The sequence below is a fragment of the Streptomyces sp. NPDC060184 genome (assembly GCF_042728795.1).
Taxonomy (GTDB): Bacteria; Actinomycetota; Actinomycetes; order Streptomycetales; family Streptomycetaceae; genus Streptomyces.
The window spans coordinates 82,329-100,383 of record NZ_JBHWYX010000025.1; the positions used below are offsets into that span (position 1 = coordinate 82,329).

The 18,055-nt window shown below is 72.6% G+C and carries 13 protein-coding genes; 6 read left to right on the forward strand and 7 right to left on the reverse strand.

Annotated features, from left to right (window positions below):
- Positions 1-8: 8 nt before the first annotated feature.
- On the forward strand, positions 9-350 hold the full coding sequence (locus ACFWEE_RS18525) for an Lsr2 family protein (RefSeq protein ID WP_386890330.1): 342 nt from the start codon (positions 9-11) through the stop codon (positions 348-350).
- On the opposite strand, the gene ACFWEE_RS18530 is transcribed toward ACFWEE_RS18525, so the two are convergent.
- Complete coding sequence (locus ACFWEE_RS18530) at positions 329-1,033, reverse strand: SCO3374 family protein (RefSeq protein ID WP_386890331.1); 705 nt, start codon at positions 1,031-1,033, stop codon at positions 329-331. The two genes, ACFWEE_RS18525 and ACFWEE_RS18530, sit on opposite strands and share 22 nt — an antisense overlap.
- A gap of 505 nt (positions 1,034-1,538) precedes the next feature.
- Here ACFWEE_RS18530 and ACFWEE_RS18535 point away from each other — a divergent pair.
- Positions 1,539-4,070 carry an ATP-dependent Clp protease ATP-binding subunit gene (locus ACFWEE_RS18535; protein WP_386890333.1) on the forward strand — a complete coding sequence of 844 codons (2,532 nt, stop codon included), beginning with the start codon at positions 1,539-1,541 and terminating at the stop codon, positions 4,068-4,070.
- A 99-nt stretch (positions 4,071-4,169) separates the two neighbouring features.
- Here ACFWEE_RS18535 and ACFWEE_RS18540 read toward each other — a convergent pair whose 3' ends face one another.
- Both ACFWEE_RS18540 and ACFWEE_RS18545 read right to left on the reverse strand, forming a co-directional pair.
- Complete coding sequence (locus ACFWEE_RS18540) at positions 4,170-7,478, reverse strand: NACHT domain-containing protein (protein ID WP_386890334.1); 3,309 nt, start codon at positions 7,476-7,478, stop codon at positions 4,170-4,172.
- Positions 7,475-7,834 carry a trypco2 family protein gene (locus tag ACFWEE_RS18545; protein WP_386890335.1) on the reverse strand — a complete coding sequence of 120 codons (360 nt, stop codon included), beginning with the start codon at positions 7,832-7,834 and terminating at the stop codon, positions 7,475-7,477. The genes ACFWEE_RS18540 and ACFWEE_RS18545 overlap by 4 nt, the downstream gene beginning before the upstream one ends.
- Before the next feature lie 478 nt (positions 7,835-8,312).
- On the opposite strand from ACFWEE_RS18545, the gene ACFWEE_RS18550 reads away from it, so the two are divergent.
- Positions 8,313-9,020 carry a M23 family metallopeptidase gene (locus tag ACFWEE_RS18550; RefSeq protein ID WP_386890337.1) on the forward strand — a complete coding sequence of 236 codons (708 nt, stop codon included), beginning with the start codon at positions 8,313-8,315 and terminating at the stop codon, positions 9,018-9,020.
- 126 nt (positions 9,021-9,146) lie between these two features.
- Here the strand turns inward: ACFWEE_RS18550 and ACFWEE_RS18555 are convergent, their stop codons facing one another.
- On the reverse strand, positions 9,147-10,052 hold the full coding sequence (locus tag ACFWEE_RS18555) for an A/G-specific adenine glycosylase (protein WP_386890338.1): 906 nt from the start codon (positions 10,050-10,052) through the stop codon (positions 9,147-9,149).
- A gap of 280 nt (positions 10,053-10,332) precedes the next feature.
- On the opposite strand from ACFWEE_RS18555, the gene ACFWEE_RS18560 reads away from it, so the two are divergent.
- The gene (locus ACFWEE_RS18560; RefSeq protein WP_386890340.1) at positions 10,333-11,175 is read left to right on the forward strand and encodes a hypothetical protein; all 843 of its coding nucleotides are present in this window, start codon (positions 10,333-10,335) and stop codon (positions 11,173-11,175) included.
- A gap of 59 nt (positions 11,176-11,234) precedes the next feature.
- On the opposite strand, the gene disA is transcribed toward ACFWEE_RS18560, so the two are convergent.
- Both disA and radA read right to left on the reverse strand, forming a co-directional pair.
- On the reverse strand, positions 11,235-12,359 hold the full coding sequence (gene disA, locus ACFWEE_RS18565; protein ID WP_266707415.1) for a DNA integrity scanning diadenylate cyclase DisA: 1,125 nt from the start codon (positions 12,357-12,359) through the stop codon (positions 11,235-11,237).
- 80 nt (positions 12,360-12,439) lie between these two features.
- A complete protein-coding gene (radA, locus tag ACFWEE_RS18570; RefSeq protein WP_386890341.1) occupies positions 12,440-13,852 on the reverse strand; it encodes a DNA repair protein RadA in 1,413 nt (470 codons plus the stop codon).
- An 83-nt stretch (positions 13,853-13,935) separates the two neighbouring features.
- Here radA and ACFWEE_RS18575 point away from each other — a divergent pair, with 83 nt between their 5' ends.
- A complete protein-coding gene (locus ACFWEE_RS18575; RefSeq protein ID WP_386890343.1) occupies positions 13,936-14,769 on the forward strand; it encodes a class I SAM-dependent methyltransferase in 834 nt (277 codons plus the stop codon).
- A gap of 315 nt (positions 14,770-15,084) precedes the next feature.
- Complete coding sequence (locus tag ACFWEE_RS18580) at positions 15,085-17,157, forward strand: hypothetical protein (RefSeq protein ID WP_386890344.1); 2,073 nt, start codon at positions 15,085-15,087, stop codon at positions 17,155-17,157.
- 37 nt (positions 17,158-17,194) lie between these two features.
- Here the strand turns inward: ACFWEE_RS18580 and ACFWEE_RS18585 are convergent, their stop codons facing one another.
- A complete protein-coding gene (locus ACFWEE_RS18585; protein ID WP_386890345.1) occupies positions 17,195-18,055 on the reverse strand; it encodes a hypothetical protein in 861 nt (286 codons plus the stop codon).

An 18,055-nucleotide genomic window follows, 5' to 3' on the forward strand; every position in this document is an offset into this window, starting at 1 on the left:
GATATCTCGTGGCGCAGAAGGTTCAGGTCCTTCTTGTTGACGACCTCGACGGCGGCGAGGCGAACGAGACCGTCACGTTCGCGCTGGACGGCAAGACCTACGAGATCGACCTCACCACGGCCAACGCGGACAAGCTCCGTGGCCTTCTCGAGCCGTACACCAAGAGCGGACGCCGCACCGGCGGCCGTGCCGCCACGGGCCGCAAGGGCCGTGCGCTCGGTACCGGCACCGGCGGCAACAAGGACACGGCCGAGATCCGGAAGTGGGCCCGCGAGAACGGCCACAACGTGAACGACCGCGGTCGCGTGCCCGCCGACATTCGCGAGGCCTACGAGCAGGCCAACGGCTGACTCGATGGCCGGTCGGCCGGCGGACGTACCCGGGAACGCCTCAGACGGACCCGGTGGCATTCCGTCGCCGCCATGTCCACCAGTCGCACGAGATCGGGAGCATCCCCACCCCTGCTCCCGAAACCCGCGAGGGCCGGAAGGAAAAGGTCCGCGCCTCGCGGCGGTCCGGGGGGCCGCAGCCAGAGCGCGGCCCCCGGCTGACGGGGCCACGGCGCCCCGTGCGGTGCCGGTGCGGTGATCCTGCCACCGGCTCCGATGCCCACGAGATCCAGTGCGATGCCGCCCCACTCCAGCCAGTCCAGGAGCGCGGGAAGTTCCTCCGCGCTCCCGGCCGCCACGAGCAGCAGCATCCGCCCCCGCGCCACCGCCACGGGACCGGTGCGTCCGAACCGGCGCAGCACCGCGCGGCCCGCCGCCGCGGGCAGCTCCAGTACGTCGAAGCGCACCCCGGTCAGCAGCGCCGGCGGGCGGCCCCGGTCGGTCGCCCAGCCGAGACCGTCCTCGTACCACCGCTCCACGTGCTCGCACCAGCGCTCCACGGCCGGGGCGGCGCTCTCCGCGTGCCGTGCGTCCCCGGCCTCCCGGCGCGTTCCCGCGTCCGGGTCCGACCCGCGACCCGACGGGACCAGTGCCGACGTGTCGGCCCGCTGCGGGGCGCGGGGAGACGGGACGATGGGGCTCATGTGCGATGAACCGCCGGACCGCCCTCCGGGTTACGCGAGGGTCTTCCGCCGCCGTACGAGGCCCGCCCGCGAGAGGCCCCGGAAGGCGACGGGCGTCACGCACGGTGCGCGGAACGCCACGAAGGGTTCCGGTCAAGGGCGTGCGGGGAGCGTCCGGCGCCACGCGGTTGTTCGCCCGTAGCGGAGGAGACGGGCGCGCGCCGCATGGACTGTCTGTAATTGCGGGTAAGACATGACTGGTGGGAAGGGGCGACACGAGGACCGGGGCGTCTCACGTTCGCCACCGGCGTAGTGGTGACAGGGGTATCTGCCTGGCCTGCGGGAACATCGTCTCGCACCATCGGGTTGGAGCAGGTGTCGGCTGATCGGCAAGGTTTCCTCGCTGCTGCGGGGGTGATCCGGTCGGCAGTTGGAATGAGCGGTCCCCGCTTGCGGGACTAAGCTGCGGAAGGACAGGGAGGGGACCGACCCCTAACTGCCTGACCGCTCTGAGGAGCGATTAACGATGTTCGAGAGGTTCACCGACCGCGCGCGGCGGGTTGTCGTCCTGGCTCAGGAAGAAGCCCGGATGCTCAACCACAACTACATCGGCACCGAACACATTCTCCTGGGCCTTATCCACGAGGGTGAGGGTGTCGCCGCTAAGGCCCTGGAGAGCCTCGGGATTTCGCTCGAGGCGGTCCGCCAGCAGGTGGAGGAGATCATCGGCCAGGGCCAGCAGGCCCCGTCCGGCCACATCCCCTTCACGCCCCGAGCCAAGAAGGTCCTGGAGCTGTCGCTCCGCGAGGCCCTCCAGCTCGGCCACAACTACATCGGCACCGAGCACATCCTGCTCGGCCTGATCCGCGAGGGCGAAGGTGTCGCCGCGCAGGTCCTGGTGAAGCTGGGTGCCGACCTCAACCGGGTGCGGCAGCAGGTCATCCAGCTGCTCTCCGGTTACTCCACCAGCAAGGAGGCCGCCACCGCAGGCGGTCCCGCCGAGGGCACCCCCTCCACCTCCCTGGTGCTGGACCAGTTCGGCCGCAACCTCACCCAGGCCGCCCGCGAATCCAAGCTCGACCCGGTCATCGGGCGCGAGAAGGAGATCGAGCGGGTCATGCAGGTGCTGTCCCGCCGGACCAAGAACAACCCGGTCCTCATCGGTGAGCCCGGCGTCGGCAAGACGGCGGTCGTCGAGGGCCTGGCCCAGGCGATCGTCAAGGGTGAGGTGCCTGAGACCCTCAAGGACAAGCACCTCTACACCCTGGACCTCGGCGCCCTGGTCGCCGGCTCCCGGTACCGCGGTGACTTCGAGGAGCGCCTGAAGAAGGTCCTCAAGGAGATCCGCACCCGCGGCGACATCATCCTGTTCATCGACGAGCTCCACACCCTCGTGGGTGCGGGTGCCGCCGAGGGCGCGATCGACGCCGCGAGCATCCTGAAGCCGATGCTGGCCCGTGGTGAGCTCCAGACCATCGGTGCGACCACGCTCGACGAGTACCGCAAGCACCTGGAGAAGGACGCCGCGCTCGAGCGCCGCTTCCAGCCCATCCAGGTCGCGGAGCCGTCGCTGCCGCACACCATCGAGATCCTCAAGGGCCTGCGCGACCGCTACGAGGCCCACCACCGCGTCTCCATCACCGACGAGGCACTGGTCCAGGCCGCCACCCTGGCCGACCGGTACATCTCGGACCGCTTCCTCCCGGACAAGGCGATCGACCTGATCGACGAGGCCGGCTCCCGGATGCGCATCCGCCGGATGACCGCGCCGCCGGACCTCCGCGAGTTCGACGAGAAGATCGCGGGCGTCCGCCGCGACAAGGAGTCGGCGATCGACTCCCAGGACTTCGAGAAGGCAGCTTCCCTCCGCGACAAGGAGAAGCAGCTGCTGGCCGCGAAGACCAAGCGCGAGAAGGAATGGAAGGCCGGCGACATGGACGTCGTCGCCGAGGTCGACGGCGAGCTCATCGCCGAGGTCCTGGCGACCGCCACCGGCATTCCGGTCTTCAAGCTGACGGAGGAGGAGTCCTCCCGTCTGCTGCGCATGGAGGACGAGCTCCACAAGCGCGTCATCGGCCAGAAGGACGCCATCAAGGCCCTTTCCCAGGCGATCCGCCGTACGCGGGCCGGCCTGAAGGACCCGAAGCGCCCCGGCGGCTCGTTCATCTTCGCCGGCCCGTCCGGCGTCGGTAAGACCGAGCTCTCCAAGACGCTCGCCGAATTCCTCTTCGGCGACGAGGACGCGCTGATCTCCCTCGACATGTCGGAGTTCAGCGAGAAGCACACGGTTTCCCGCCTCTTCGGTTCGCCTCCCGGCTACGTGGGCTACGAAGAGGGCGGCCAGCTCACCGAGAAGGTGCGCCGCAAGCCGTTCTCCGTCGTCCTCTTCGACGAGGTCGAGAAGGCCCACCCCGATATCTTCAATTCCCTGCTCCAGATTCTGGAAGACGGTCGCCTGACCGACTCCCAGGGCCGGGTCGTGGACTTCAAGAACACGGTCATCATCATGACGACCAACCTCGGGACCCGGGACATCTCGAAGGGCTTCAACCTGGGCTTCGCCGCCCAGGGCGACGTCAAGACGAACTACGACCGGATGAAGGTCAAGGTCAACGAAGAGCTCAAGCAGCACTTCCGGCCCGAGTTCCTGAACCGTGTCGACGACACCGTCGTCTTCCACCAGCTCAGCCAGGAAGACATCATCCAGATCGTCGACCTCATGGTCGCCAAGGTGGATGAGCGTCTCAAGGACCGTGACATGGGCATCGAGCTCAGCACGGACGCGAAGAACCTGCTCGCGAAGAAGGGCTACGACCCCGTGATGGGCGCCCGGCCGCTGCGCCGGACGATCCAGCGCGAGATCGAGGACGTCCTCTCCGAGAAGATCCTCTTCGGCGAGCTGCGCCCCGGCCACATCGTGGTCGTCGGCACGGAGGGCGAAGGCGACGAGAAGAAGTTCTCGTTCCGCGGCGAGGAGAAGTCGGCCCTGCCCGACGTCCCGCCGGTCGAGTCGGCCGCCGGTGGCGCGGGACCGAACATGCAGAAGGACGCGTCGTAGTTCAGGCGTGAGCGCGTGAGTCCGCTCGCGTGAGGTGAAGAAGCTGCCCCGGACCGGTATCGGTCCGGGGCAGCTTCTCGTGTGCGGGGAGGAGGGGGTTCAGAAGCGGTCCTCGACGGACAGGCGGTCGCCCATGAGCTCGGCGCCGAAGAGCTGCCCCCTGGCTGTCAGCCAGATCACCTTCACGTTCAGCCCGTCCTGCCCGCGCAGGGGTTCCAGGTCGATCCGGACCTCTGTGTGACAGGTCAGCGTGAGGGATCGGAGGGACGGAAACAGGTCGGGGAGCCCCCGCAGGTCGTTACCGGGGCCCGGGCCGACCCCGAAGGAGAGTTTGCGTACCTGCGTGACGGGCTCGGCTCGCGGCCACGGCTCGACGCGGGGTTGGGTCACTTCGACCTCGGTGAGGCTCGGGGCGGTGCGGAGCGAGTCGACCAGCGAGGACAGCGAGGTCACCGTGGGCAACCGCAAGGACTGGAGCGAGGACCACCCCCGTAGATCGCCGAGTTCCATCACGCTGCTTCGCAGCAGGGCCAGATGCCGGAGGTGGGGGATGGGCGGGAAGTCGCTCAGGCGTCCTGTCGGGGAGCGGAGTTCCAGCGCGTTCAGACTCGCCACGTCCCGCAGAGCGGTGAGCCGGTCCCACGGGAGCCGGCTGACATCGAGATTGACCTCCTGGAGGGCGGACCATTCCTTGAGCGGCGAGAGATCGGTGACCCCGGGGCAGCCGTCGACCGTGAGATGCCTGAGGTTCTCGCCGTGGCGCAGCGTCGAGAGGTCGCGGAGCAGGGGATTCCCGAGGTGGCCCAGGATTCCGGGAGCGGCCTCGGACAGCCCGTGCCGCAGCTCGGCGTCGGTGAAGGGGCCGCCGAGGGTGACGCCGACAGAGTGCCCGAGAGAGCCGAGATGAGGTAGCGCCCTCAGCTCGGCACGGGAGCGGATGGTCAGGTACACCCCCCTGAGATCTCCCTTGCCCAGCACGTCCTTCGCGAACTCCTCGGTGGGGAAGCTCGTCCAGCCGGAGGCCAGCACGCGGGCTGCCCTTGGTGAGGCCGCGACCCAGTCGCGGGCGTACGACAGGGCCTCCGGTCCGCCGACCTCGCCGAGCAGCCGGGCGATGAATTCCGTGCCGATGCTGTCGGACCGGATGGTGGACGGCCCCCGCAGGTAGGTCAGCGCATCGGGACCGAGGGACCCGAGCAGCTTCGCCATGGACGGCAGGCGGGGCGGGAAGAGCCCGGTGAGCGCACTGCGTACCCTGCGCCGCGTCCCGTCGTCCAGCAGTGTCGCGTGCTGGGCGCAGAGGGCGGCGAGCACACGGGTCTTCGGGACGAGCTCGGCATCGAGGGCGAGGAGGCCGGGGGCGTACCCCTCCGCCCGGTCCAGCAGGCCGTTGACCAGCTCGCCGATCTCGCGTCGGCCGCAGTGGCCGGCCGCCAGCTCGATCACGTCCGCCCACGACTCGTCCTCGGCGGACCGGAGCAGTTCGTTGATCTGGTCCGACTCGACGAACTCGGCAGCCGCCAGGTAGTCCTGAAAGGTGCGGTGGGTGAACTGGTAGAGGTCCTCGGCGCGTTCCTGGAGAAGACCGCTGCGATTGAGCAGATGGGTCAGGATCGCGTCGGTCGTCCCCTGTTTCCGCACCCGCTCCATGCTCGCCAGCGCTCGGTCCAGCTGGCGCAGGGCCTGCTCGCGGGAGAACTCCGTCTGGCCCTCGCGCACCAGCCAGATCGCGATCCGCTGGAGGAGCAGTGCCTGCTCCTCCACTTCCATGGTGATGCCCTCGGGGTCCGCGATGCCCCGCCGCTGGTCCCGGTTGCCCAGAAGCATGTCGAGCGACGACCGGTAGAGCTTCCACCGGGTGTTCGGGAGGAAGCCCTCCTGCCGGCGGTGCAGGGCACAGATCACCGCGCACAGCAGGGGCGTACGCGCCAGGTCGCTCAGCGTGCGGTTGGTGCGGAACTGCCTGGCGAGGTCGTGTTCCAGCTCGCGCAGGCGCTGGTGGTCGTCGTCGTTCAGCCGTGCGGCCTTGTGCCAGGCCGCCACGAACGCCTGGACGTCCTCGTTCCGCAGGGGCAGCAGCCGCAGCTCCTCGAAGCCCTCGGCGGCCAGCCAGTCCGGTTCGACGGCGAGCGGGCGGACGGTGGCCACGCAGCGGGTCGTGGGGAAGCGGGCGAGGAGGCGCGAGAGCCAGGCGTACGCCTCCTCCCGCTCGGTGGACGGCACCTCGTCCAGCCCGTCCACCAAGAGGAGGCCACGGCCGGACTCCAGTACGCGCCCGGCCCAGCCGTCCGGTGCGGCGTCCACGGCCAGCCGGGCGGCCCCCGGGAGGCCTGCGGGGGCGGGCAGCTCCTCGCTGCGGGCCCGGAGGGTGCGCAGGGGGACGACGAAGGGGACGAGGCCGTTCAAGGCGCCCAGCCGGTCCGGCAGCGTCCCGGCCGAGGCGTGCGCGGCCAGCCACCACAGCAGGGTGGTTTTCCCGGCTCCCGCGTCGCCCCGGAGCAGAACCCGGGGGCGGTCGGTCAGGAGCTCTTCGACGCGACGCGGTGAGGACGCCGAGGCGCGGTCCGGTCGGCGGCGGTCCTTGCGGGCCCACCGCCCGCCGGTCTCCGCCTCCAGGCTCAGGTAGGCGGTGTCCAGGTCCCACTCGGAGTCGCGGCGGCCCAGCTCGTCCAGCCCGAAGATCCTGGTGCGGCGGTAGGCAGCGCCGAGGGCGTCCGCGTACTCCTCCTCGTAGCGGATGTCGGCCGGGTGGTTGCCGTGCACGTGTTCTGTACGGGGCTGTGATCCGGTGGTCTGTTCGTATGCCTGGCGGAAGCCCGCCGACTCCAGCACGGGGCGCAGCGAGACGCACTCCACCCGTCGTCCGTCACGTCGGGGAGGTATCTGGCGGGCGAGGCCGAGGAGGACCGCCCCGGCGAAGACCGGGCCGCCGGAGAGGCCGCTCAGCAGCGCCTCGCCGTCCTCGTCCGCGACCGGGGGCGGGCTGTCCAGGTCGCAGGCCAGGAGGTTGCGGAGGAGGCCCGCCAGGGGCACCACGGTGGCGGTGTACTGGTCGGCCTCCAGATGGCGGTCGGAGCCGTACCGCTGGATCTCGGGGAAGCCGGTGATCTCGCAGTGGGGGAGGGCCTGGGCCGTGGCGAGTACACCGAGGCGCACGGGCGGGACGGGCAGCAGCGGGCTGTCGGCCAGCAGGAGCGCCGCGTCCCGCTTGGCGCTCACCCAGAGGACGCGGCCGGGCACGGGGTCCGGCCGGTCCGGGTGTGCGATCGACGCCAGCGCCTCGCCGCCGAGTACGTGCGCGCAGGTCAGCACCAGCCGGTCGGTGAGCAGCACCCCGCTGCCCTGGCGGGCGGACTGGACCACGACGGTGCGGTCCGTCGGGCGTACGGGGCGGGGACGGGTGCTCACTCGCCGCCGCGCCCCCGTCCGAAGTGGGCGGTGCTGCCGCCGGGGGCGTCGTTGCCGATCTCCAGCGGGCCGGAGCCGTCGGCCTTGCGGGGGCTCAGGGTGAAGGCGACCTTGTGCGTGGTGCCGGTGGTGCGGGAGGCGTCGGCGCCTGCCTCGACCACCCAGGCCTTGACCTTGCCGCCCGCCTTGGCCTCCTTGCGGAGCTCCACGGTGAACTCCATCTGGATGTCGCCCACGCCGAAGACGACGGGGCGGCCGGTGGCGCGGGCCGCGGCCTCGACGAGCTGATTCCGGACGGATTCGACGGCGTCGGCCAGTTCGATCCGGTCCACCGGGTGGTTCTCGTCGGTACTCATGGCATCCCCCGACGCCGCCGGCCTCGGCGGCGCATTGACGTGGCGTGCCGAAGGTCCCGAAGCGGACATCCCTTGGTCCCACCGGCGGTGACAAGGCGCACAGGCCGTTTCGAGCCTACTAGGGGACTTCGTAATGACGCTCGGGATCGCCGGAAGGTCTTTGGTCCCGGAGGCGGCCGGGACCTTCGAAAGTCGAAACGATCAGCCGCGATTCTGGGGCCGTGTCCGGGTCCGGCCCTTTCGACCTGGGGTTTAGCGGCGCGTGGCGGCGGGTCCCCGGGGGCTCGCGCGGCCTCGCCGGCGGGACGTCCCGCCCCCGATTCCCGGTGTCCGATCTACGGCTTTGCCTCGTAGATGGGGTACTTGAGCATCGCTGCGGGGCGGGTTACCAAGGTGGAGCAAGCCCGGACAAACGCTCGGGTTTCGCCCCCCGGACAGAACGACCGGGGAGCCCCCCATCTTCGGAGGACCTACTCGTATGTCGAAGCGCGTTACGACCCCCACCCGCCCGTCCACCTCTCGTGTCCGTGGCGCTGTCCTGGCCGCCGGTCTGGGAGCGTCGATGGTCCTGGGTGCTGGCGCGGCGTTCGCCTCCGGCACCACGGGCACCGTCGCCCTCACCAGTGCCACCACCGCCGACGCGGTCGCCAAGCAGGCGTCCGCCCAGAGCAAGGCCGCCGTGGACGCGAAGAAGTCCGCCGCGGAGCAGGCCGACACGGCCAAGAAGGCCGCAGCCGCCAAGCAGGCCGCCGCGAAGAAGAACGCCGCCTCGTGGCAGGTCCCGGTGAAGCACTACACCCTGAGTGCCACCTACGGCACCGGTGGCGACCGCTGGGCCCACAAGCACTCCGGCCAGGACTTCGCGGTGCCGATCGGCACCCCGGTCCACGCGGCCCACACCGGTACGGTCGTCAAGGCCGGCCCGAACGGTGGCGGCGACGGCCCGGCGTACGGCAACGCGATCGTGATCAAGCACGCCAACGGCAAGTACACGCAGTACGCGCACCTGTCGAAGATCGACGTCCGTATCGGCCAGACCGTGAAGACCGGCCAGGAGATCGGCCTCTCCGGCAACACCGGTAACTCCAGCGGCCCGCACCTGCACTTCGAGGTCCGGACCACGGCCAACTACGGCTCGGCGATCAACCCGGTCAACTTCCTGCGGACCGTCAACGTGTCGGTCTGACCGATCGGGATCGCACCCGGCGCTGAGCACGGCTGATCCACGAAGCCCCCGGGACCGAACGAGAAGTTCGGTCCCGGGGGCTTCGCCGTGCCCGGAGCGCTACAGGTCCGTCCCGGACGGGCCGGGTCAGGTCAGCGGCAGCCGGTAGAGGCCGTTCGCCAGGGGTTCCACCAGTCCGTCGGCGACCAGGCCGTCCAGGGCGCGGGCGCGCTGCACCGGCTCGTCCCACACCGCGTCCAGGGCGGCCTGCGAGACCGGGGCGACGGAGTCGCGGAGCACCGCGAGGAGCCGTCCGCGCACCTGCCGGTCCGTACCGGCGTACGCCTGGCCGCGGCGGGCCGGGCCCTGGTGCGCGGGCTTCCCTGCGAGCAGCCAGGCGCACTGCGAGGCGATCGGGCAGCGCGAGCAGTCCTCGTTCTTCGCGGTGCAGACCAGCGCGCCGAGCTCCATCGTCGCCGCCGCCCAGGCCGCCGCCCGCGCGTCCTCCTCGGGCAGCAGGGCGCGGGCGAGCTTGCGCTCGGCGGCGGTGGTCGCGTTCGGCGGGTACTGGATGCCGGTGGCCGCCCGCGCGAACACCCGGCGGACGTTCGTGTCGAGCACCGCGTGCCGCTGCCCGTACGCGAACGAGGCGACCGCCGCCGCCGTGTACTCGCCGATCCCGGGCAGCGCCAGCAGTTGGGCGTGCTCACTCGGTACGTCGCCGCCGTGGCGTTCCGTTATGGCCTGCGCCGCGCCGTGCAGGCGCAGCGCGCGGCGCGGGTAGCCGAGCCGGCCCCAGGCGCGGACCGCCTCGCCCGGCGCCTCGGCGGCCAGGTCGGCCGGGCGCGGCCAGCGGGCCAGCCACTGCTCGTACACCGGGAGGACCCGGTTCACCGGGGTCTGCTGGAGCATGAACTCGCTCACCATCACGCCCCAGGCGCCCGCCTCGGGGCGGCGCCAGGGCAGATCGCGGGCGTGCTGCTCGAACCACCCGATGACGGGGGTGTGGAGGAGGGAAGCGGGGGGCGTGTGTGTCGAAGTCGTGGCAGTCATCGCACCTACGATCCTGGCACGGACGGCGCGGCGGCGGTCACGGGCGCGGGGGTGTCGCCACCCGGCGAGACCTCTGGGCGAACAACGCCACCCGTTCTGTCCCCTCTGTGCGGTATACCCGCTCTGTGACGGTATCTCCGTGCTTGCCCGGTGTGCGCGTCGCGCGAGAGGTACTCGGCAGCCGTCAACAGGCCCTCGCGGAATGATGATCCGTAAAAGTTGACGATCGGAGCGGCGGGTGGGGCGGGAGTTGGCCACGATCTCTCGTACAGTTTGCGACGTGGGATCTCTGCGCAAACCGGTCGGCCCGCTTCCCTCCAGCATCTACTGGCGACGGAGGGTGGTAGCGGCGATTCTGGTTGCGCTGCTCGCCGCGCTGCTCGCCTGGGTCTTCCTGCCCGGCGCGGGCAGGAAGAGCCCGCCCGACGCCAAGCCCGGCAGCACCGAGCCCGCGCGTTCGATCACCCCCGGCCCCGCCGAATCCGGGCCTGCCATCAGCCAACAGCCCGGCGGGCGCCACGAGTCGGGCGGCGCGGGCGGGTCCGGTGACGGTTCTGACGGAGCGTCCGACGGTTCGTCCGACGGCTCGAACGGTGACGGCGGCGATCCGAGCGCGAGCCCCTCCGCCGGTGCGCAGGCCTCCGCGGACACGGCCGGCGGCGCCGCCGCGTCGGCCGGCGGCACGGCGGGCGTCCAGGTCCCCGCGAACTCCGCGCTCCCCGACTGCCGCCCCGCCGCCGTGCAGTTGAGCGTGCGCACCAAGGTGACGTACGACCCCGAGGAAACCCCGAAGTTCGAGCTGATCGCGAAGAACACGTCCACCGGCGACTGCAAGGCCGACCTCGGCCCGAAGACCGTGGTGCTCACCGTCACCGACGCGAGCGGGGACGACGACGACCAGGTGTGGTCCTCGAAGGACTGCCCGACCGCGTCCGGCAGCCTCTTCTTCAAGGTCCCGGCGGGGCAGACGGTGATCCGCACCATCGACTGGAAGCGCACCAGGAGCGCCCCGGGCTGCGCGACCCCGCCGGCCGGGAAGGCCGCTCCGGGGACGTACCTCCTGGAGGCCAAGGCCCCGGGCGAGCCGCTGCAGCGCGCGTCCTTCGTCCTCGCCAAGGACTGACGCCCCGCGCGGTGTCCGGCGTGGGGCTGGTTCCCGCAGGGGCGCCGGCCCCCGCGAGGTCAGACGTACCGCTCCAGGATCGAGGACTCGGCGAGCCGGGAAAGGCCCTCGCGGACGCTCCGCGCCCGCGCCTCGCCGACGCCGTCCACGGTCTGGAGGTCGTCCACGCTCGCCGCGAGCAGCTTCTGCAGACCGCCGAAGTGCTCCACCAGCCGCTCCATGATCGCGCCGGGCAGCCGCGGCACCTTCGCCAGCAGCCGGAAACCGCGCGGGGAGACGGCCGAGTCCAGCGTCTCGGGCGAACCGCTGTACCCCAGCGACCGGGCCACCACGGCGAGTTCGAGGAGTTCGGGGTGGCTGAGCGCGTCCAGCTCGGTCAGCGCCTCGGCGACCGTGCGGGAACGCTTCGCCGTCGGCTCGGGGACGTAGTCGCGGACGACGAGCTCCCGCTCGGGCTCCACGCCCGCGATCAGCTCGTCCAGCTGGAGCGCCAGCAGACGTCCGTCGGTGCCGAGCTCGACCACGTACTCCGCGATCTCCGTGGCGATCCGGCGGACCATCTCCAGCCGCTGCGCGACGGCCGTCACGTCCCGGACCGTCACCAGGTCCTCGATCTCCAGTGCGGAGAGCGTGCCGGCGACCTCGTCGAGCCGGAGCTTGTACCGCTCCAGCGTGGCGAGGGCCTGGTTGGCGCGGGACAGGATCGCGGAGGACTCCTCCAGCACCCGCCGCTCGCCGTCGACGTACAGCGCGATCAAGCGCATCGACTGGGAGACCGAGACGACCGGGAAACCGCAGGACTTGGAGACGCGGTCGGCCGTGCGGTGACGGGTGCCGGTCTCCTCGGTGGGGATCGAGGCGTCCGGGACGAGCTGGACGCCCGCCCGCAGGATCTTGGTGATGTCCTTGTCGAGGATGAGCGCACCGTCGAGCTTGCAGAGCTCGCGCAGACGGGTCGCGGCGAACTCGACGTTCATCACGAAACCGCCGGTGCACATCGACTCGACGGTCTTGTCCATGCCGAGGACGATCAGCCCGCCGGTGTTCCCCCGCAGGATGCGCTCCAGCCCGTCACGCAGGGCCGTTCCGGGCGCGACCGCGCTCAGCGAAGCGCGCATCAGCGCTTCGTTACCGGTGCCTTGGCCGGACTTTCCGGGCGATGATGCCCGGTCGTTGGCTGCCACTGCACTCCTCCGGTCACAGGTTTGCGGTGCCCTTGCGTCCCTCGTGCCGCGCGTGCGAGCGGGCGAGACCAGGGCAAAGTCTACCGGCGCGCGCCGTCCTCCCGTGGTGCCTCCGAACGAGACCGGCGCGGCAGCACCCTGAGAGCATCACCCATGTCGGCGACTTCTGTGACCTTCATACCGGCCGGGACCTTGCCCGGATCGCCCGGGACCAGCGCGTGCGTGAACCCGAGGCGGTGCGCCTCGGCCAGCCGGCGCTGGACGCCGGTGACCCTGCGCACCTCTCCGGCGAGACCCACCTCACCGATGGCGACCAGGTTCTTCGGGAGAGGGGTGTCGCTCGCCGCGCTCGCCAGTGCCAGCGCGATCGCCAGGTCCGCGGCGGGCTCGGTGAGCTTCACCCCGCCCACCGTCGCGCTGTAGATGTCCCGCTTGCCCAGCGCGCTGATCCGGCCCCGCTGCTCCAGCACCGCCAGCATCATCGAGACCCGCGAGGTCTCCAGACCCGAGGTGGTGCGGCGCGGCGACGGGATCTGCGAGTCGACCGTGAGCGCCTGCACCTCGGCGACCAGGGGCCGCTTGCCCTCCAGGGTGACGGTCAGACAGGTGCCGGGCACCGGCTCGTCGCGCCGCGTCAGGAAGAGGCCCGACGGATCGGCGAGACCGGTGATCCCCTCGTCGTGCAGCTCGAAGCAGCCGACCTCGTCGGTCGCGCCGTAACGGTTCTTGACGCCCCGGACCAGCCGCAGCCGCGCGTGCCGGTCCCCCTCGAAGGAGAGCACCACGTCGACCAAGTGCTCCAGCAGCCGGGGCCCGGCGATGGCACCGTCCTTGGTGACGTGGCCCACCAGCAGGGTCGCCATGCCCCGGTCCTTGGAGGCGCGGATGAGCGCCCCGGCGACCTCGCGGACCTGCGCCATGCCGCCCGGCGCCCCCTCGATCTCCGGCGACGCGACCGTCTGCACCGAGTCCAGCACCAGCAGCGAGGGCTTCACCGCGTCGAGGTGGCCGAGCACGGCCGAGAGGTCGGTCTCCGCCGCGAGGTAGAGGTGGTCGTTGATCGCCCGGATCCGGTCGGCGCGCATCCGGACCTGGCTCGCGGACTCCTCCGCCGTGACGTAGAGGGTGCGGTGCTCCTCGCTCGCGGCCTTCGCGGCCACGTCGAGCAGCAGCGTCGACTTGCCGACCCCCGGCTCCCCGGCCAGCAGCACCACGGCGCCCGGGACGAGCCCGCCGCCCAGCACCCGGTCCAGCTCGCCGACACCGGTCGAGCGGGCCGTCGCCTGCCGGCTGTCCACCTGTCCGATGGGCAGGGCGGCGGTGGAGACCCGGCCGGCCGCGGTGGTGCGCACGGCGGGCGCGCCGCCGAACTCCTCGACGGTGCCCCAGGCCTGGCACTCCGGGCAGCGGCCGAGCCACTTGGCGGTCGTCCAGCCGCACTCGGTGCAGCGGTAGGACGGACGGTCCTTCGTGGACTTCGTACGGGCAGCCATGACGTCAGCCTAGGGGGCGGCTACGACAATGGGGTTTCCGGAGGGCCGCGGGCGACCGCGGGCCCGTTGTGGGAGGGGACCGCATGACCAGCAGCAGCACACCGTTCGACGAGGCCGAGCGCCTGAAGTGGGCGGGCCTGGCCGACGCCTACGCCGCGTCCTTCGCCCGGCTCTGCGCCCGCACCGTGCCCGACCTGCTGGACGCGGCGGGGGTGAGCGGGGGAGCCCGGGTGCTGGACGTGGGCACCGGTACCGGGGCGGTGGCCGTCGCGGCGTGCGCGCGGGGCGCGGTGGTCACGGCCGTGGACGCGGAGCCGGACATGGTGAAGAGCGCGGCCGGGGCCGCACCGGCGGCGGACGTGCGCGTCGCGCTCCTGCCCGAGCTGCCCTTCGCCGACGGTGAGTTCGACGCGGTGGCCGCCAACTTCGTCCTCAACCACGTCGGGCGCCCCCGCAAGGCGCTCGCCGAACTGCGCCGGGTGACCCGCCCCGGCGGCCGGATAGCCGTCACCATCTGGGGCGCCGACGCCGGGACCGGCCAGCGGCTGCTGGGCAGGGCGGTCGCCGCCGCCGGTGCCCTCCGGCCGCCGGAGGTGCCCCCGCTCGCCCCGGAGGAGGCGTTCGAGCAGACCCCGGGAGGCCTCGCCGCCCTGCTGGCGGGGGCCGGGCTGACGGACGTCTCCTGTACCGCCCTCGCCTGGGACCACCGGGCAGGCGTCGAGGAGTGGTGGAGCGGCGCCGCCTCCGGGGTGGCGACGATCGGCCGCATCGTCACCGCCCAGACGCCCGCCACGGTGGCGGAGATCAAGCGCCACTACGAGGAGCTCAGCGCGGAGTTCGTGGCCCCGGGCGGCGAGGACGAGAAGGTGCTGGTGCTGCCGCACCGGGCGCTGCTCGCGTCCGGCCGGGTGGGGTAGCCCGCCGGACGGTGCGGCGCGTACGCCTCACGGGCTCCGGGTGGGAGCCCGTGAGGGGCGCACGGGTTCGGGAGCCGCGGGCGCACGGGGGTACGGGTGCCGTGGGGTGCACGAGGTACGGGAGCCGTGAGGGGCGCACGGGGTTCGGGAGCCGCGCGGGGTGGCGCGAACGCTCCGGGAGCGCTGGGGGCGCACGACGGCGCTCGTGCCGGAATGGGGAGTTCCTGTCCCGTTTCGAGCGATACGTTCACCCATAGGGGTTAAAAGTCCGGAAGGGGCACCGAGGGGGTGCCCTCCTCTGCTTACGGTCGCAAGGTGACGAGCAGCAGGCTGGAGCCCCCCGCGCACACCACCGGCGCACCCCGATCGCACCGTCGCGCCCCCCACCTCCCGGCGCAGCGCCCGCCCGCACGTTACGAGCCGTACCTCGACGGACTCTTCACCTACTGCCTCTCCGTCCTCTGCGACCACGAAGCCGCCACCGAGGCGCTCGGAGCCGTACTCGCCGTCGCGGAACGCCAGGACGGCCGCTGCCCCGCAGGGCAGGAGGAACGTAAATCCTGGCTGTACGCGCTGGCCCGGTGGATGTGCCTGCGGGCGCTCGCCGAGCAGAAGCGCGGCCGTCAGGCCCACCGGAGGACGCCCCGGGACTCCGGCCGGGGGGCGCGCGAGGAGCGCGGCGCCGTCCTCGCGGACGCCCTCGCCCTGGCCGCCCCCGCCGGGGCCCCCGCTCCGGGCCCGGTCGCGGTCGCGGGTACGGCCGAGGCCCCGGTCGCGCCCCCTGCCGAGGCGCCCCGGACCACCCCCGAGGAGGCGGTCGTGCCGCCCGCGGAGGAGACCCCCGCCTCCGAGGCCCGCCGCCGCGAACTCGCCCAGCTGGCCTGGCCGGAGGCGGCCGGCACCACGCCCGAGCAGCGGGAGGCGCTCGAACTCTCCGTACGCCACGGGCTCCCCCCGCGCGCCGTCGCCTCCGTACTCGGACTCGACCCCGCCACCGCGCGCGAACTCCTCGCGGCGGCGGCCTGCGAGGTCGAGCGGACCCGGGCCGCGCTCGCCGTCGCCGAGGACGGCAGCTGCACCGCCGCCCGCCGCCTCACCGGCAACCGCCAGTCGCTGCTCTCCGCCCCGCTGCGCCGCGAACTCGTCCGCCACGTCGACGACTGCCCCGGCTGCCGCCGCGCCGCCGAACGCGCCGGAGCCACCGGCCCCTGGCCCGGCGTGGCCGTCGCCCCCGCCGCGGGGCTGCCCGTCGTGGAGGCGCCGCGCCCGTCCGTGCGCGTGGCGATGGTGCACGCCCAGCGTTCGCGCACCGGTTCCCCGCGTTTCGACCGGACCGGCTACCCGCTCGACCCGAAGGACCACGCGGCCCGCCGCGACCGGCTGCGCGCCCGGGTCATGACGACGACGGTGGTCGCGACGGTCGTCGCCGCCCCGGTCATCGCCCTGTGGGCGGCGGCCTACCGGGGGGCGCCGTGGGCCGGTGACGGCCACGAGGGCGCCTCGGCCGCCGCGACCGAGATGGACGCGGTCGGCGACTCGGCCGGGACCTACGCGGACGGCCCGGACGGATACGACCGCCACGACGGGGACGACCGGCGCGGCGTGGGCGAGGGGCACGCGGAGGACGTCCGCGCCGGTGTCCGGAGCGGCGCGCCGGACGGGGCCCACGCCCCGGAGGTCACCGCCGAGGTGATCAGCGCCGAGGGACCTGGCGGCGCCCACCGCCGGGCCGGGGCGCTGACCGTCACCGCGCGGGCCTCCGGCGGCGTCACCAGCCTCCGGCTGACGGCCTCCGGAGGCGGCCCCGTCGCCTGGGCGGCCCGGACCGACGCCCGCTGGCTGCGGCTCAGCCACACCTCGGGCACGCTCGCGGCGGGGCGGAGCGTCACCGTGCACGTCCTGGTCGACCGCGCGCGGGAGCCGCGCCACCCCTGGCGGGCCCGGGTCGTCCTGGCGCCCGGGTCCCAGCACGTACGGATCGAGGGCCGCGGCCGGACCCCCGCGTTCACCGGCTTCCCGGCGGGCAGGCCGCTCCACCCCGTGGCGCCCGCCGCCCCGCCCGGCCCCACCGGACCGGCCGCACCGGCGGCTCCCACGGCACCCGGGCCCGTCCTCGCGGCCTCGGCCGGGGAGAGCCCGGACCCGACCCACTCCGCCGGGACGCCGCCGGACACCTCGCCGGACCCGACCGCTACGAGGGTTCCGAGCGAGGCGAGCGGTGCGACGGACCCGTCAGGCCCGTCCTCGGGCCCGACTTCAGGCCCGTCCTCAGGCCCGGCCGAACCGTCCCCGCCCGCACAGTCGCCGAGCGGGACACCCGCCCGGTCGCCGGAGCCGTCCGCCCCGCCCAGCGGTACCAGTACCGGCGAACCGGCCCCGGCGGGCTGAGGCGAACCCCGGCCGCCAGGGCGTCGTCGTACCGGCCTCAGGCCGGGGTGACCGGGTCCGCCGGGTGCGGGGCCATCGGCAGCAGCGACGCGAGCCGCTGTTCGCAGAGCTCGACCAGCCGCTCGTACGCCTCCTTGCCCATCAGCTCCGTGAGCTCGGGGCGGTACGTCACGTACACCGGGTCACCGGCGCCGTGCGCGGAGGTGGCCGAGGTGCACCACCAGTGCAGGTCGTGGCCGCCCGGGCCCCAGCCCCGGCGGTCGTACTCGCCGATGGAGATCTGCAGCACCCGGGTGTCGTCGGGCCGGTCGATCCAGTCGTACGTACGCCGGACCGGGAGCTGCCAGCAGACGTCGGGCTTGGTCTCCAGCGGCTCCCTGCCCTCCTTCAGTGCCAGGATGTGCAGCGAGCAGCCCGCGCCGCCGGCGAAGCCGGGGCGGTTCTGGAAGATGCAGGAGCCCTTCCAGCGGCGGGTCTGGCGCTCGCCGTCGTCGTCGATGCCGACCCACCCCGTCTCCGTACCGACGTCGTGGAACTGCCACATCTCCGGGGTCAGCCGCTCGACGTGTCCGGCCACCCGCTTCTCGTCGTCCTCGTCCGAGAAGTGCGCGCCCAGCGTGCAGCAGCCGTCGTCCGCCCGGCCCGCCTGGATGCCCTGGCAGCCGCTGCCGAAGATGCAGGTCCACCGGGAGGTCAGCCACGTCAGGTCGCAGCGGAAGACCTGCTCGTCGTCGGCGGGGTCGGGGAACTCCACCCACGCCCGGGGAAAATCGATCCCCTTCTCGTCGGACCGGCCCGGTCCGTTCTGCTCCGTCCGCGGACTCTCCTGATCCTGATCCTGCTTCGTTCTGGGCTTCTTCGTCGCTTTGCCCGGCTTCGTCTTGTTCGTCTTTGGCAC

Excerpts from the sequence above, each read along its gene's own strand:
- ACFWEE_RS18530 (WP_386890331.1), bottom strand. The coding sequence starts at position 1,033 with ATGAGCCCCATCGTCCCGTCTCCCCGCGCCCCGCAGCGGGCCGACACG.
- ACFWEE_RS18535 (WP_386890333.1), top strand. The coding sequence starts at position 1,539 with ATGTTCGAGAGGTTCACCGACCGCGCGCGGCGGGTTGTCGTCCTGGCT.
- ACFWEE_RS18545 (WP_386890335.1), bottom strand. The coding sequence starts at position 7,834 with ATGAGTACCGACGAGAACCACCCGGTGGACCGGATCGAACTGGCCGAC.
- ACFWEE_RS18550 (WP_386890337.1), top strand. The coding sequence starts at position 8,313 with ATGTCGAAGCGCGTTACGACCCCCACCCGCCCGTCCACCTCTCGTGTC.
- ACFWEE_RS18555 (WP_386890338.1), bottom strand. The coding sequence starts at position 10,052 with ATGACTGCCACGACTTCGACACACACGCCCCCCGCTTCCCTCCTCCAC.
- radA (WP_386890341.1), bottom strand. The coding sequence starts at position 13,852 with ATGGCTGCCCGTACGAAGTCCACGAAGGACCGTCCGTCCTACCGCTGC.
- ACFWEE_RS18575 (WP_386890343.1), top strand. The coding sequence starts at position 13,936 with ATGACCAGCAGCAGCACACCGTTCGACGAGGCCGAGCGCCTGAAGTGG.